Below are 15,210 nucleotides of genomic sequence, written 5' to 3' on the forward strand. Positions count from 1 at the left end.
GTAGATCTAACATGCTCCGCGCGATGCATACTTGAGTACGGGGAACGTCGCCCGCCCATATATTAAAAAAAGCCTTGCAAACACAAGACTTTTCTTAAACATGGATGGCTTATTGGTTCTCGAGTTCCTCTTTGCTCACAAGATTAACCAGAGAAGTAACCGCTTGCTCGGCATCGGCTCCTTCAGCGCTAATATGCACTTCCGTACCCGAGCTGATTGCAAGGCTCATAATTCCCATGATACTTTTGGCATTTACTTTTTTATCATCTTTCTCAACAAAAATTTCAGATGAGTATTTATTCGCTTCCTGAACGAACAGCGCGGCCGGTCTAGCATGGAGCCCCGTCTTCAACCGAACGACTACCGGGTGCTTTGTCATGAAAATTACCCCCTATCTTATAAATCTGCGGTATTGAAAGCGTCTTGACATTTTATAATATTATACCATTTTAGCATACAGGACACTAGAAGAAAAAATGTCAGGTATTGCGGATCTTTTCGGCCATTTCATCGATCTTGCGCAGACGGTGGTTGACGCCCGACTTGCTGACGGTCCCCTTGAGGAGTTCCCCGACCTCTTTGAGGTTCATATCGGGATGAGCCAGCCGGATTTCGGCGACCTCCCGCAGTTTGTCCGGCAAATTCTCAAGTCCTACTTCCTTCTGAAGCAGCTTGATGTTCTCGATTTGACGAACAGCGGCACCGATCGTTTTGTTGAGATTGGCGGTCTCGCAGTTCACGATCCGATTCACCGAGTTGCGCATGTCGCGCATAATGCGGACATCCTCGAATTTAAACAGCGCTTGATGAGCGCCGATCAGATTGAGGAACTCAATGATCTTCTCGCCTTCCTTAATGTAGAAGATAAAGCCCTTCTTGCGTTCGATGCAGCGCGCATTCAGGCGAAACTGGTTAGCAAGCTCAACGAGGGACTGACAGTGCTCCTCATACATCGAAGCAATCTCGAGATGATACGAAGAACCCTCCGGATTGTTCACCGATCCGCCCGCCATGAAGGCACCGCGGAGATACGCCCGTTTACAGCAATTTTTCCGGATGATCTTCTCATCGATCCGGGACTGAAACAGAAATCCCTCGGACACGATGCGAAGCTCCTTCAAAATTTCCTGAACCTGGGCCGGAATCCGGACGATATATACGTTATTCTTCTTCAAACGCATTTTTTTACGCACCAAAAGCTCGGTATGCGCCTGGAAATGCTTCTTAATTAAGGAATAAATACGCCTTGCAATCGCGGCATTTTCCGTCGAAATATCCAAAATCACCTTTTTGTTGGACAGCTGAACAGAACCGTTCATCCGGATCAACGCGGACAGCTCGGCTTTCTCGCAGCAGTTTTGGCTTTCGACCATCGTTAGTTCCTTCTTCGTTTGTGCCGCAAAGGACAAGGTACTCACCCCTTTCGTGAAATCCAGTCTTGCACCAGCTGGAAAATATGGTTGCTCAGCTTGTCGGCATCATGCCGCAAGTATGTTCGAAATAGCACAAGCTTATCCGCAATGAGCTTATATCCACGGCTGGTCACCTCATCACGGTCCAAATAGACGGGCTTGGCACCCTTCTGGGCATACTTATCCTGAACCTGAGGCGGAATCTCTCCATCATTAACAATAACATAATCGAACAGGTGAAGACCAATATGGTCATACACCGCCTGGAGATGATCGCTCACCGTATAATTATCTGTCTCGCCGGGCTGCGTCATAACATTGCAGACGAAAATTTTAATCGCCTCCGAGGCGACGATCGCCTCAGACAGCTTCGGAACGAGCAGATTTGGCAAAATACTTGTATATAAGCTCCCTGGACCGATCAATATCGCATCCGCCTGCTGAATCGCTTCCAGCGCCTCCGGCAGCGGCTCGACATGCTCCGGCTCCAGGAATATCCGCTTGATGCGGCCTCCGGCCTCCGGGATTTTGGATTCACCGGTGACAATGGTGCCATCCTCCATCTCCGCGTGCAGGATGACGGCTTCACCGGCTGCGGGGAGCACCTGTCCGCGAACAACAAAAACCCGGCTCATCTCCTTGACTGCCGTGACAAAATCTCCGTGCAAATCCGTCATGGCAGCCAGGATCAGATTGCCGAGGCTGTGGCCGGCCAGTCCCGACCCTGACTTGAAACGGTATTTCAGTATATCCGATAGCAGCGGCTCCACGTCGGCTAGCGCCGTAAGCACATTGCGAATGTCTCCGGGGGGAGGCATCTGCAGCTCGCTTCGCAATATGCCGGAGCTTCCTCCGTCATCTGCGACCGTGACAATGGCCGTTATATCGAGCGGTTTTTCCTTAAGGCCCCGAAGCATAACGGACAGCCCGGTGCCTCCGCCCATTACGACAATGCGGGGGCGCTTTCTAGCTTGCACAGCCACATCTATCACTTCCCTTAATTAATGCCGATCCCGCTCGGAATCCCGGTGGCTCACCGATACGGACTCCGTCTCGCTTACGCCCAGCATCTTGCCGAGGTACTCCGCAATCGCTACCGAACGATGCTTGCCGCCGGTGCAGCCGATGCCGATGATGACCTGGCTCTTGCCTTCCTTGCGATACTGGGGGATCAAGAAATGCAGCATATCCAGCAGTTTTGTCAGAAAAGCCTGGGTTTCCGGCCATTTCATTACGTAGTCGTACACGTCGCTGTCCTGGCCCGTGTTCGGGCGGAGCTGCTCGACGTAATGAGGGTTCGGCAGGAACCGGACGTCAAAAACCAGGTCTGCGTCAATCGGAATGCCGTATTTAAACCCGAACGACGTAATGTTGACCGACAGAATGCTGCTTTCAAGATGCGTGAAACGCGAGATGATTTTCTCCTTTAATTTGAGCGGCTTCATATTGCTCGTATCGATCACTTGTGTTGCCGAGTTTTTCAGCTCTTCGAGCATTTTCCGTTCCAGTCGGATCCCGTCAAGCGGCATGCCTTCCGGAGCGAGCGGATGGCGGCGACGGGTCTCCTTATAACGCTGAACGAGTACGGAATCGGTCGCATCGAGGAACAGAATTTCACAGTGAATCGTGAAGTGATCCTTAATATAATTTAGCGATTCCGACAAGGCGGTGAAGAATTCACGTCCGCGCAGGTCGATGACCAGCGCAACCTTGCCGATCTTGCCCTTGGACTGATCGATCAGTTCCGCGAATTTCGGGATGAGCACCGGGGGCAGGTTATCCACGCAGAAGAACCCAAGATCCTCCAGACTTTGCACGGCCAATGTTTTACCTGCTCCCGACATCCCGGTAATGATGATCAGGGTGGCCATCGATGATGTGTTGCTGCCTCGTTCGGCTGCTTCCAGCATCAGCTTTCCCTCCCTTATAAGTTAAAATCGAATGATGAATTAACTACGAGCGCAGGTGAAGTCCGGCAGCGCCGACGACGCCGGCATCATTGCCAAGCTCGGCCGGCACAATACGCACGCCGCGCTGCAGCGGCTCCGGTGTCAGCTTCGCGAATACCGCCTTCACCTCATCGAACAGAATGTCGCCGGCTTTGGACACGCCGCCGCCGATAATATAAGCTTCCGGGTTCAGGACGGCCGATACGGCAGCCATCGATTTGCCCAGGTAATACGCTGCGCGATTTACGATGCGGATCGCCACTTCGTCGCCCGCCTTCGCCGCGTCGAACACTTCCTTGGCCGCGATGTTCTGCACGAGCGACAGGGAGGTGCGGTCTCCGCGCTCCACGGCGTCCTTCGCCATGCGAATGATGCCGGTAGCGGAGGATACGGTCTCCAGGCAGCCCATTTTCCCGCAGCCGCATTGGATGGCTTCCAGATCAGGGACAACCGAAATATGTCCGAGCTCGCCGGCCATTCCCCCGAAGCCTTGATAAATTTTGCCGTTAATGATGATGCCGCCGCCTACGCCGGTTCCCAGGGTATAGCATACGCAGTTATCAACTCCGCGGCCCGCGCCGCTCCATGCTTCTCCAAGCGCCGCTACATTCGCATCGTTGTCTATTTTGATCGGCTTGCCAAGACGCTCCTCCAAAATGGCGCGAATCGGTACATCCTTGAATCCTACATTCGGTGCCAGAATAATGATGCCTTCACGAATGTTCGTGAAGCCTGCGAATCCGGCTCCCACTCCGGCCAGCTGATCCCAGGTGTATGGCGATTCCTCCACAATGTGACGCACATATTTTTCAATGTTGTCAATTACCGTGTCAACGCCCTTTGCTGTTTCCGTAGGCCCCTCAAACTTATGCAGAAGATGCCCTTCCTCGTCGCAAATTCCGACTTTGATTGCCGTTCCGCCCAGGTCGACACCGACGTAGATCTTCTCAGACATGTTACAAGCCACCTTTTTCCTTCTATAATTTATAGATTGCTCCTACTGTACCCACTATAATTGAAGGCACCCCTGCGGTCAAGAGAAGACAAGGGGATAGAAATCCCTTATAGGCCGCAGAAAGTCGGGATGTCCAAGGTGCTCATGACCCCCTTAACAAAAACAGGCACCGTTTCATTTTTTATACCTATTGCCAGCGTCACTAACGAATTGATCGCGCCAACCCTCAAATCATCCGGTACTGGGCATGTGGGCTAAAGGCTGCAGAAATGTTGGATAGCGAAAAAAGAACACCGAATCTAACTCCGGTATTCTTACTCGCAATCAATACAGGTCGTATTTCCGCAAAACTTGGTTTTTCAGGGAAGTTTTAAACGCAAGGTCCTGCTGCTCCATAGGCATATCGGAATCATCGGTATTATCCAGGTTAAATTTACCGTTGTTCATGTTGATGATGCTGTACTGGCCGAACGTATTGTCTTTTAGAAAAAGAATGTACCTGCTGCCCTTCTTCAATTCGCGGTAATCATCCATAATGATTTTCGTCTTTTGGTTCCCGGACTCTTCTATAATGCATAACGGTTCAATGAACTCCATCATCTCGCCGATGTCTATCCCGTCCGGTTGTTTGATAACCTTCTCGATCCTCAGCTCGGTCATTGTATAGAAATCCTGGATCATTCCATCTTCAAAATATTGCGCCATATGTTCCCGATCCTCAAAATCCTTAATCGGGGAACCGATAACGATCACGTCCGCGGCTTGATCGAGTTCCTCGATCGTATCGAATGCGATATATTTGGCATCCATATTAACTGTTCCTGTTATTGGACGATCTTTATCCGGATTCCCTGCACTCGTTGCAAAGTATAAAGATGATGCAGCAAGAATAGATACAGCTACTAAAAATATCGTGCTTTTTTTGATGAGAACTTCCCCCTTCCATCTATTCTCCCCATTGGCCTTATTGCATTTCTATTGTCCGTTCTTGGTAAGAATGTCAGCCGATTGATATATAGTAGACGCTCTAAGAATGGTAAAAGTTATATGGGAAAATGTTTGGCATGAATTCCATCACTAAACCAATCGTCCAGCTGTCTCCCTGCAACATGACAAAAGTCATTTCAAACCGGTGACATCCTTTACTAACGTGCCTTTCCCGCTCCCGATATCATGGAATCATAAGATCACGATAACGAAAACGGGGGTGCGTAACCTATGATTCAACAGCTAAGCGGCGAACCAATCGTCGAGCTGAAGCAGGTGACCAAAACGTTCGGAAGCAAGAAAGCCGTGAACCGAGTATCCTTTACGATTGAGCGTGGATCCATTACGGCCATTCTCGGGCCTAACGGGGCGGGCAAATCGACCGCGATCTCCATGATGCTGGGGCTCAAGGACACAAGCGAAGGCGAGGTCCTTCTCTTCGGCCAGAGCCCGAAAGATCTCAAGGTTCGGGAAAAGATCGGGGCGATGCTCCAAGAGGTGAGCGTCATGGACGGCCTGCGAACGCGGGAGATCATCAACCTGATCCGCAGCTATTATCCGAATCCGATGACGCTCGAGGAAATCGCAGCGCTCAGCGGGCTCACTCCCGAGGAACTCGGCAAATGGGCGGTGAAAATGTCCGGCGGCCAGAAACGCAAGCTCAGCTTCGCGCTGGCTATCGCCGGCAACCCCGAGCTGCTGTTCTTCGACGAGCCGACGGTGGGTCTCGACACGTCCGCCCGCCGGCTGTTCTGGCAGACGGTCCGAGGTCTCAAGGCCCAAGGCAAGACCATTTTGTTCACCACGCATTACTTGCAGGAGGCTGACGATATAGCCGAACGCATCGTGCTCTTTCACCAAGGCCAAGTGGCGGCCGACGGTACGCCTGAAGCCATCAAATCCAAGCTTACCCGGCGAACGGTTTCCTTCATCGCGGATGCGGACGGCCAGCAGGTGATACGGCTGCTTCATGAGGTGCCGGGCGTAACGGATGTCTACGAGCAGGACGGGCGGCTCATCGCCGTCACGAGTGATACGGACACAGCGCTGGCGGCACTGTTCCGTGCCGGACTCACCGTTCGCGATATCCGGATCGATCAGGGCAGTCTGGATGAAGCATTCGATCAGTTAACGATGAGTCAAGGGGAGGCGGGTTAACATGAAAAACCTGAAGTTGATTACGATTCAATGCCGGATGGAGCTGCTGCGGATGATTCGCAATCCGTACTATATATTCTGGTCTTTGGCCATGCCGATCTTGTTCTATTTCATCTTCACCCGCATCGTGGATACCGGCGCAGCCGAGGCTGGCCAGTGGCAGGCGCATTACCTCATGTCGATGACCTCCTTCAGCGTCATGGGCACGGCCATTATGTCGCTTGGCATCCGGCTCGTTCAGGAGCGGGTGCAGGGGTGGTCGATCTATATGCGGGTAACGCCGCTTCCGGGCAGCGTCTATTTCTTCGGCAAAATGTTCGTGCAGGCGATCATGCACCTGCTCTGCATCGTTGTTATTTTCACTGCCGGCTATCTCATCAACGGCGTCTCGCTCTCCTTCTGGCAGTGGCTGTTCAGCGGATTGTGGATCCTTATCGCCTCCATTCCTTTCCTCGCGCTCGGTACGCTGATTGGAGCCATGAGGCGCGTCGATACGGCCAGCGGCGTCAGCAACGGCATTTATCTGGCGCTGGCCGTGACCGGCGGCATGTGGTTCCCGATCGAGGCCATGCCAGGCTTCATGCAAGCGATCGGCAAGTGGATGCCTTCCTACCATTTCGGCGGCGGGGCATGGGCCATTACGCGCGGCGAGGCACCAGGCTGGGATCACATCCTGATTTTGACGGGATATTTGCTCGTATTTATGATACTATCCACCTATATTCGGAAAAAACAACAAGCCGATTAAGGGGATGAGTGTGATGGATATATGAGAGGACAAAGATTCGAGGTGTTTCCGCGCCACATGGGATTCTTCCCCTATCTGTGGCTGGTGTATGTAATATTGCCGATCTACAACATGTTCAAATTCGATTCGTGGAAAATGGGCATCGGCTTCTTCCTGCTAGCGGTATTTCTTTTTACGTACCGTCAGCTGTATTTTGAAGTAGAGAAGCGATCGTTTATGTATTGGCTGTTAGTCCAGCTTGCCGTCATCTTCATCTTGTCCACCTGGTATCACCCTACCTTTATGTATATGGGCTTCTTCTCCGCCAACTTCATCGGCTGGTACATTGATGACCGCCGATTCAAAACGGCTATGCTGATCTTCTTCCTTGTCGAAGCGATCCCGCTGGCGCTCTATGCACCAACGCTCGAAACCGCCGATCTCTTGGTGCTCATTCCATTCTTCTTGATCATGCTGCTGTCGCCGCTCGGCTTCCGTTCTCTGAGCAGGCGGCAGAAGCTGGAACAGGAGCTTGCGAAAGCCAATGAGCAAATCCGCAATTTGATTAAAGGCGAAGAACGGATGCGCATCGCCCGCGACCTTCATGACACGCTTGGCCATACGCTGTCGCTCATCACGCTAAAGAGCCAGCTCGTGGAGAAGCTGGTGACGAAGGACCCGATGAAGGCCCAGGCGGAAGCGCGCGAAATCCAGAATACGTCCCGTGCGGCCTTGCGCCAGGTGCGCGAGCTTGTCGCTGAAATGCGGACAGCCACGCTCCCCGAAGAAATCCGGGATGCCCGCATGATTCTGGACAGCGCCGGGATTGAGCTGGTTTGTGAAGGAAATGAGCGGCTGGAAGGAATTCCGGATCTGGCTCATAATATTCTCAGCCTCTGCCTGCGCGAGTCCGTAACGAATGTGGTGAAGCATAGCAAGGCCAGCCAATGCCGGATTCGGATGGAAACGCTGGAGAATGAGTGGCGGATGATCGTCGCCGATAATGGGGTTGGTCTCCCGAACGACAGTCCGCTTCCCGCTGAGGGGAGCAACGGCCTGAAAGGAATGGCGGAACGGCTGTCGTTGATCGGAGGGACGATCGAAGCCCGCTCTAACCAAGGAACGATCATTACCATTCGCGTACCGATCGTCATCAAAAACGAGAACCGGAAGGAGGAGGATACACATGAGCATCCGAGTGGTGATCGCCGAGGATCAGCGCATGCTTCGGGGCGCACTGGCTTCTTTGCTAGATTTTGAGGAGGATATCGATGTGATTGGGCAAGCAGGCAATGGAGATGAGGCTCTGTCTCTGATTGCAGCCCACCGTCCCGATATTTGCCTGCTGGATATCGAGATGCCGGTTCGCAGCGGCCTGGAGGTGGCTGAGGAGATCAAGCGTCTTGGCTATGAATGCCGGGTCATCATCCTGACCACCTTCGCAAGGCCGGGCTATTTCGAGAGGGCGGTCCAAGCAGGCGTTCAAGGATACTTGCTGAAGGATGAGCCGAGCGAGCGGCTGGCGGAAGCGATCCGCCGCGTCATGGACGGCCGCCGGGAGGTTTCGCCCGAGCTTGTCTTCGGGACGATGCGAGATGCGAACCCGCTTACGGAACGTGAACGGGAGGTGCTCCGTCTGGCTGCCGGCGGAAGCAGCTCGAGCGAGATTGCCGCCAAGCTGCATCTATCCTACGGCACGGTCCGCAACTACATGTCTGAAATCTTGAGCAAGCTGGGGGCGAAGAATCGAATCGAGGCGATTACGACTGCGGAGGAAAAGGGATGGATTTGAAGGAATTCTGCCGGGCCGCGTTGGGTCCTGAGTCTGAACGTTGCTCTTCGCCAAAAGACCTCTGGCGTGGAACTTTCGTCCTCCCCGGCTCCCCGCCAATTCTCCACCGGTTGTCCTGTGTTCTGTCCCTTCGAAGCGGCAGCGGTCAGCGCCTTTGACGCCTGCACGTCCTCTCCTATCCTACGAGTGGAAGGCTTGGCTAGGCCCCTATTTTAGATTTAGTGAATACTATCACATTCATATCAATGATTGGGAAGGAGCACCATTGACGCAAGTTCAATTCGGGGGCATGGAGCCCCCAGTAATGTATACTGTTTATAACTTGCATCGAGTGCTGCACCTACGATTTATTTTTAAAATGGAGGACGATATTGCCTATCCCGCCTAGCGCGAACAGCAGCGACACGAGGCCGAATCCCCACTTCCATGAGCTGCGGTCGGTGATAATCACCACGACCAAAAAGGCTATCGCCGCTAAAAAATTCAACATGGCTACGATCAAAAACTCTTTTTTCTTCATCCTTCAACCTCTACAATCTGACGGGATTTTTCCATGGCTTCAAACCGGATCATACCATATTCCATAAGAAAAATGTCTCTCGACGTACTCACAGAATACAGACCGCGTTAAACGGTTAGTTTTTCTTACGGTATCGGGCAGCAGATCCTCCGAAGTAATTATTGTCTGATATCTTCAAAAATACGTATAGCCCTGCACACTTCCGGCTACGGAACGAAGAGAACCTTCTGCTCGGTCCATGGAGCATGCTCAAATGCCTTCGCGATGCCTTCTTGTTTAATCTGCGCTTTCCGCACATGCTTATTCTTAAGCACAACCGGCCACTCCCGCTCGAACAGAAACGGGCTCAGCCTGATCTCTTCGCCGCCCAGCCATTCAGCCGCAACCCGCTGTCCATCCACGGACATATCAAAGCCATCCCTGAACCACGGGTGCTCCTCTTCCTTGGTCGCGCCGGGAGCGTTCATGCATACATAAAGCGAGAGGTCATCGCACAGCTGAAGCAGCGCAAACTGCCGCTGGATTGTCTCCTCATCCGGAAAAGGATGCTGACTCTTCAGCCTCTCCTGGCGCTCCAGCTCCGCATGATAAAACTCCACGAAGGGCGCTTCGGTCGCATTTTTCATAAACGACGCATAATGAAGGCTGCATAAGTACCCTGCATAGGGGTTCATCGCTTCCGTTTCGTCAACCCCCTTGGCATACATCAGCAATTTCGGCAATGTCGGATAATCAACAAAAGTAAAGGGTACCCCGACCGCATCATTCCAGATGGGCGTATCATCCATTGGCAGCCAGGCCCGATCATGCTCGGCGATTGCGAGCAGCACTTCTTCCACTACCGTTTCATCCAGGAACAGCTCTTTCCGGAAGCCCCGGGCAACGTCCCCGGAGAACCGGCCATGATCGTCCTGAGTTGTCATCACAAACGCATCTTCCGTCTCCCGAATGATCACTGGATCCACTCCCTCTTTCCTTTGGTCACTACTCGAGATATGCTTTCCGCTTCAGAACAGCAATAATATCATTGGACTGGCCCTGATACATGCTTGTATCGAAGCACGACACCAATTCCCAACCGTCGATCCCGTAGCTGTTCAGTAAATCCTCGAATTCCTCCTCATCAACCTTGCCCCCGAGAAATCCCCGTGTCTTAAATTTCAAAGTTTTATACTCCCATTTATCCATGAAACGTCACTCCTGTATGTTGTTCTTCAAGGCTTCCATCAAATCCGCTTTGACATGTGTGGTTCGCGAGTACGGATCTCTCGCTTGTATGCGAGAATTCACCGTGGTGCTATTCACCTTATGTTATCATACAATAGATCGTTTTTGATGAATTTTCCAAGAGGAGATGAGGCTTTGAAGATATTCCGCTTTGACATGGACGCCGGACGCCCGATTTCCGTATACGGCAGCCAGCATCTGATTATGTCGAAAATACTCATGAGTCAAGCAGCCATCCCCATTCACCACATCGGCTGCATGCACATCGGCGCCGGGGGCGTGGTCGGAGAGCATCCGGCATCGTCGGACCAATTGTTTATCGTTGTTGAAGGAGAAGGCTGGGTTACCGCCAATCATGGACCGAGAACGAAGGTGATTGCTGGACAGGCCGTGCTGTGGAAAAAAGGGGAGTGGCATGAATCCGGCTCCGAGCTAGGCATGACCGTCATCGTTGTTGAAGGGCCCTTGATTGAGCCCGATATGCCCGAAGCTGACGTTTATATAGGTTGAATGATTTATTTCCATACTTTCGACCGCTATTGATATAGCATCCGGCTGCCCCTGCTGAACCTACCGGTTGGCCGACATAAATATAAAAGCCGGTGTCTTGGGCTTAACCTTATACACCGGCCGTACTTCTTGATCTGTCCTTCATGGACGATTTCATTGGATTTGTTTGCTTCTTCCGCCGACCTGAATCTCCATCCCCGGCTCCTGCCGCATGCCATGGTATGAATCGAGTGCAGGCACAACGGCCAATATCGATAATATCCTTGGCTTTATCGAGCTTCTTCTTGAAAGAAGTAACGATCAGACAGTATTCCCTTCGCTTCGCCCCGCCGCAGGCTGTCTTTTCTCCGCGATCACCTGTCTGGTTCCGCTCTTCGCCTCATGCAGCAGCGTCCGTTCATGGTTGAAGAGGCACCGCAGCAGATGGACCATGACAACCCCGTCGATCAGCAGCATTCCCATGACATACAAGGCATACAGAAAGCCAGAGCCCGGGAAGCTCAGCGTTATCAGCAGGGCATGAATGCCGCCCCACACGACGTACAGCAGCCCATTCCGGATAATGATCTCTTTCAGCTTCAGATGTTCGCCCTGCCCTTGGATGCGAATCCGTACAATCCATTTGCCTACCGTCTGCCCCTCCAGCATATACGGAATTACGATATAGTACAGAATGACAACGATGAAATACGCGGCCTTCACGTTCAGCACCACGGACATAATCCCGATGACCGGCAACGTAATCATCGCATCGATGCCAAAAGCGATTGCTCTTCTTGTATAGCTGACCCGCTTCTTGGACAGATCCACCTTCTCATCCAACCGATCCATCCGTGGCAGATGGTTCTTCATCCAATCGGCCAGCACGAAGCCGACCATCCCGCCGAGCGTGTTGGTCAGCAGGTCATCTACATCAAACAGCCGATAAGGGTGGTCATAGAAGCCGTAGATTCCGGTAACCTGGGTTACCTCAAAGAACAGCGACAGACCGAATGAAGCGACCAGGCACGTAAGCCAATTCACCCGGGCATAATAACGGAGGAACATGCCGAACGGCACGACCAGCAGGATGTTGAACACCACCTGCAGAAAAGCCCGTTCCTTGATCAAGTGGATATACGTCCCCGGCTCCGACAGAACCACCTGGGTTTCCTTCACAATATCGTGAATAAAATTGAGCGGAATCCACTGGATCACCGAGGACACGTCCATCGGTGCATTATGTCGAGATGCCGGCAGCGGGAGCAGCACGAGGTACACCGCATTGAGCAGATAGAGCAGGAACAGATACAGAAGAAACCCGCGAAATTTATTGAAATAGCCATACTTGCGGTATTGCACGATCAGAAACGGGACCGCACACAGCAAGGCTGCTATGGGAAAAGTTAAAAATGCATACGATATCGGGAACAAATACGCCTCCAGCACGCCCCGTTCACTCCCTTCATGAGGTTTCTATTTATAGTTTACAAGGTCCAGGTTAAATCGGGGGAGCGCCTTCGTTTAAAAAAGGGTTAAAATCCACCAGCTCCGTCCCTTCTTCTTGGAGATGGGCGGTTCTTGGACAGGTATAGACCTCACCGTTTACGGGGAAGTCTGCCGAAGCCGATTGAGGGTGGAAGGGTCAGCAGAAACTGTTCGCGTCCACTCTCCCAGTCTATGGTGAGGATCAGTTCCTTATCAGGATCCATCATATCGAGCAAAGAACTGTAGTCCAGGGTGGAGAGGGTTTCTTTCATGCCGGCATAGTCCGTCCCCGCAATGATCTCACCTTCCGAGAAGCGTCCTTTTCGATCCTCCAGCCGGTAGGTAATTCTACCGCTGCCTAGCGGCGCCTTCCCGACATACTGAAGCTTTAATTTCCCGCCAAGCTCGTCCTGAAATACGGTCTGCTTCGCATTAACCTTATCCTTATGCGTAACGATATAGTCCGCTTTCCACGCCGCACCTTTGCCGGCAAACTGCATCGTTTTCGTTCGATTCATGCCCGCACCTTCTTTAACCTTGTGATCAGTACGTAGCTATAACGCAGTTTCGGGGTAAAAGGTTTGGGGTTACCGTAACCGAATTCTCCAAACCTGCTTCCTATCCGAGCCGGACTCCTTTAGCCGAAAAAACAAGCGTCTTCGGTTAGCCCGGGACGCTTGTTCTAGCTTGTTCTAGCTTGTTCTAACTTGTCATGGCTTGTTAAAGCTTTCTCGTTCAGAAGCCGCTGGATTTTAGCGAACACTGTCCATATATGGCATTTTCGCTGCCTCACGCCCTTGCCTCTTCCTTATGATGGCCACGCAGCAACTTCCGAGCCTCATCCAAGGTTGTGCAAACGTAATCGGGCTCGATCCCATCCGCCTGCGGTTTGCCCAGCCGATTGAGCCACATCGCCGCAATGTCCAGGCTCTGCGCACCCCGGATGTCGCTGGTTAAAGAATCGCCGATATGGATCACTCTCATTTTTATACGACGTCCGCTACCATTGTAATGGATGTGCCAAATACGCCAACCTCTTGAAACCCAAAGCGCCTATATAATTTCACTGCTGCCGTATTCTCCGGCGCTACACTTAGGGATAACCGGGAGATGCCTCTGGATTTCGCTCCTTGAAGCAACGCCCTCATCAGCGCCGTTCCAATCCCTTGTCCCCTGCTCTCCGGCAGCAGGGCCATGCCAAGCTCCGGAATTTCGTCACTGACGTAGCCGAATCCTTTGTTCGCCTCGTCAAAATACCGCAGGGTAATCGAGCCCATCGGCTTTCCTTCCCCGTTGGTCGCGATATAGCCCAGATCGCTCTCTCGGCCCCAGCCCTCCACATATTTCCTCATGAAGGGTTCGTTGAGGATATCCCTGCTAAAGGGCTCCGCCCCATCAGGCACATACAGGGATTCGTACAGCATATCCCATAGAAAGGGCTCGTCCTGTGCCGTCGCCACTCGAATGTTATACGAATTTAATGAAGTCATGAAAAATCCACCTCTCTTGCTATCCCGCACCTTAGTCTCTGGATCTATAAAAAACGGTCGAAATATCACCGGATACACTTCCTACTTATCGTCGGTTGAGAACGAAAAGCTTAGGTAATATGGAAATCCGACACAGGCCTGCCCCATAGCTGGTGCTGCCATGAGAACAAACGAAGCCGGATCTGTCGTTTATAAAAGGCGTCTACGATAGACGCCTTCCGGATCCATGTATACATATTGGCGGTTTATACCGCCCGATCCTGCCTGCAACAGCGGTAAAATTCAATTATAGCCAAACTAAGATGACGTAAGGCCCCTGCTAATAGGGAACCCCTTCAAAGTACACCACCTGTGCCAACCGAATATGCAGCGCCTTGTTATCCCCGACGGTCAGCTGGATATGATCTGCGGTGACCCCGGAGAGGATGCCCTCTACTTTTCCCGCTGTCGTTACGACGGTAATTTTCGCCCCCTTATGCTTGAGCAGATGGTCCATAAACATTGGCTCTACAAGGGTTACGTAATTGACATGCAGCGGAACAGCCGATGCTCGCGGTGCAAGGTGCCCAGGAGTCGTAGGGGGTGCAGAATAGAAGCTGCTCGGCGAATATCCGGTCGGCGGCGGGTATCCGTAAAATCCATAGTTGTTCAAGCGCAAGTCCTCCCTTGTCATAAATCATCTTACACCTTATGTATGAGCGAATTCGGATCGCTATGTTTATCCTGGTGTATTTTTTCGAGGGAATCCGCTCCGATACAAGAGTTAGCGCCTTTCCCGATTTCCATTTGCAGCCGAGTGTGGAGGCGCTAATTGGGATTTCTTACCGCGTGCCTCTCCCGCGCGTGATGTAATGATCACTGCTGGTACGATGATCAGCGTCGACGCTCGGACGACAAGCCATGCGCTTGTTCCACTCGCACAAGGAACCACGGGGCGGGCCGCTGCTTCCATGAGAAGCGTGAGCGAGCCCTTTTTTGTGATAAAATAGCAAATATAATGCTTCGATTTCGAGATT

General features: G+C 52.1%; 19 protein-coding genes. 5 read left to right on the top strand and 14 right to left on the bottom strand.

Features of this window, described 5'->3' with window-relative positions:
- Nucleotides 1-109 precede the first annotated feature (109 nt).
- The 6 genes from MKX76_RS21860 to MKX76_RS21885 all read right to left on the bottom strand — a co-directional run bounded on the left by MKX76_RS21860 (nt 110) and on the right by MKX76_RS21885 (nt 5,126).
- Nucleotides 110-379, bottom strand: a complete 270-nt coding sequence (locus tag MKX76_RS21860) for an HPr family phosphocarrier protein (RefSeq protein ID WP_007133000.1) — start codon at nt 377-379, stop codon at nt 110-112.
- A 100-nt stretch (nt 380-479) separates the two neighbouring features.
- Nucleotides 480-1,409, bottom strand: a complete 930-nt coding sequence (gene whiA / locus MKX76_RS21865) for a DNA-binding protein WhiA (RefSeq protein WP_028406089.1) — start codon at nt 1,407-1,409, stop codon at nt 480-482.
- Nucleotides 1,410-1,414: 5 nt separating this feature from the next.
- Nucleotides 1,415-2,356: a gluconeogenesis factor YvcK family protein gene (locus MKX76_RS21870; protein ID WP_186311136.1), complete on the bottom strand. Its 942-nt coding sequence runs from the start codon at nt 2,354-2,356 to the stop codon at nt 1,415-1,417.
- 57 nt (nt 2,357-2,413) lie between these two features.
- Nucleotides 2,414-3,322 (bottom strand): RNase adapter RapZ, encoded by a 909-nt coding sequence (gene rapZ / locus MKX76_RS21875; protein WP_007132997.1) that lies wholly within the window; start codon nt 3,320-3,322, stop codon nt 2,414-2,416.
- Between the two features lie 43 nt (nt 3,323-3,365).
- A complete protein-coding gene (locus MKX76_RS21880) occupies nt 3,366-4,316 on the bottom strand; it encodes an ROK family glucokinase (protein WP_007132996.1) in 951 nt (316 codons plus the stop codon).
- Between the two features lie 324 nt (nt 4,317-4,640).
- A complete protein-coding gene (locus tag MKX76_RS21885) occupies nt 4,641-5,126 on the bottom strand; it encodes a hypothetical protein (RefSeq protein ID WP_051425170.1) in 486 nt (161 codons plus the stop codon).
- A gap of 408 nt (nt 5,127-5,534) precedes the next feature.
- Between MKX76_RS21885 and MKX76_RS21890 the strand changes: the two genes are divergently transcribed.
- The 4 genes from MKX76_RS21890 to MKX76_RS21905 are packed head-to-tail and all read left to right on the top strand — an operon-like array spanning nt 5,535 to nt 8,980.
- Nucleotides 5,535-6,461, top strand: coding sequence for an ABC transporter ATP-binding protein (locus MKX76_RS21890; RefSeq protein WP_007132994.1), 927 nt, complete (start codon nt 5,535-5,537; stop codon nt 6,459-6,461).
- Nucleotide 6,462: 1 nt separating this feature from the next.
- The gene (locus MKX76_RS21895) at nt 6,463-7,209 is read left to right on the top strand and encodes an ABC transporter permease (RefSeq protein WP_007132993.1); all 747 of its coding nucleotides are present in this window, start codon (nt 6,463-6,465) and stop codon (nt 7,207-7,209) included.
- A gap of 21 nt (nt 7,210-7,230) precedes the next feature.
- Nucleotides 7,231-8,448, top strand: a complete 1,218-nt coding sequence (locus MKX76_RS21900) for a sensor histidine kinase (protein ID WP_007132992.1) — start codon at nt 7,231-7,233, stop codon at nt 8,446-8,448.
- Nucleotides 8,375-8,980 (top strand): response regulator transcription factor, encoded by a 606-nt coding sequence (locus MKX76_RS21905; protein ID WP_050954105.1) that lies wholly within the window; start codon nt 8,375-8,377, stop codon nt 8,978-8,980. The genes MKX76_RS21900 and MKX76_RS21905 overlap by 74 nt, the downstream gene beginning before the upstream one ends.
- Before the next feature lie 340 nt (nt 8,981-9,320).
- Here MKX76_RS21905 and MKX76_RS21910 read toward each other — a convergent pair whose 3' ends face one another.
- From MKX76_RS21910 to MKX76_RS21920, 3 genes are all read right to left on the bottom strand, one after another.
- The gene (locus MKX76_RS21910; RefSeq protein ID WP_007132989.1) at nt 9,321-9,500 is read right to left on the bottom strand and encodes a hypothetical protein; all 180 of its coding nucleotides are present in this window, start codon (nt 9,498-9,500) and stop codon (nt 9,321-9,323) included.
- Between the two features lie 206 nt (nt 9,501-9,706).
- Nucleotides 9,707-10,465 carry a DUF3891 family protein gene (locus tag MKX76_RS21915; protein ID WP_244152806.1) on the bottom strand — a complete coding sequence of 253 codons (759 nt, stop codon included), beginning with the start codon at nt 10,463-10,465 and terminating at the stop codon, nt 9,707-9,709.
- Nucleotides 10,466-10,484: 19 nt separating this feature from the next.
- Complete coding sequence (locus MKX76_RS21920) at nt 10,485-10,688, bottom strand: DUF4177 domain-containing protein (protein ID WP_007132987.1); 204 nt, start codon at nt 10,686-10,688, stop codon at nt 10,485-10,487.
- A 174-nt stretch (nt 10,689-10,862) separates the two neighbouring features.
- On the opposite strand from MKX76_RS21920, the gene MKX76_RS21925 reads away from it, so the two are divergent.
- Nucleotides 10,863-11,237, top strand: a complete 375-nt coding sequence (locus tag MKX76_RS21925) for a cupin domain-containing protein (protein ID WP_007132986.1) — start codon at nt 10,863-10,865, stop codon at nt 11,235-11,237.
- Nucleotides 11,238-11,537: 300 nt separating this feature from the next.
- Here MKX76_RS21925 and MKX76_RS21930 read toward each other — a convergent pair whose 3' ends face one another.
- From MKX76_RS21930 to MKX76_RS21950, 5 genes are all read right to left on the bottom strand, one after another.
- Complete coding sequence (locus MKX76_RS21930) at nt 11,538-12,665, bottom strand: VanZ family protein (protein ID WP_210095691.1); 1,128 nt, start codon at nt 12,663-12,665, stop codon at nt 11,538-11,540.
- 149 nt (nt 12,666-12,814) lie between these two features.
- Nucleotides 12,815-13,222 carry a hypothetical protein gene (locus tag MKX76_RS21935; RefSeq protein WP_251537831.1) on the bottom strand — a complete coding sequence of 136 codons (408 nt, stop codon included), beginning with the start codon at nt 13,220-13,222 and terminating at the stop codon, nt 12,815-12,817.
- Between the two features lie 271 nt (nt 13,223-13,493).
- On the bottom strand, nt 13,494-13,688 hold the full coding sequence (locus MKX76_RS21940) for an HAD hydrolase-like protein (protein ID WP_341034617.1): 195 nt from the start codon (nt 13,686-13,688) through the stop codon (nt 13,494-13,496).
- Between the two features lie 2 nt (nt 13,689-13,690).
- Nucleotides 13,691-14,194: a GNAT family N-acetyltransferase gene (locus MKX76_RS21945; RefSeq protein ID WP_007132982.1), complete on the bottom strand. Its 504-nt coding sequence runs from the start codon at nt 14,192-14,194 to the stop codon at nt 13,691-13,693.
- A gap of 319 nt (nt 14,195-14,513) precedes the next feature.
- A complete protein-coding gene (locus tag MKX76_RS21950) occupies nt 14,514-14,846 on the bottom strand; it encodes a DUF2642 domain-containing protein (RefSeq protein ID WP_007132981.1) in 333 nt (110 codons plus the stop codon).
- Nucleotides 14,847-15,210 lie beyond the last annotated feature (364 nt).

Source organism: Paenibacillus sp. FSL R5-0810, from assembly GCF_038002285.1.
Classification (GTDB): Bacteria; Bacillota; Bacilli; order Paenibacillales; family Paenibacillaceae; genus Paenibacillus_AQ; species Paenibacillus_AQ lactis.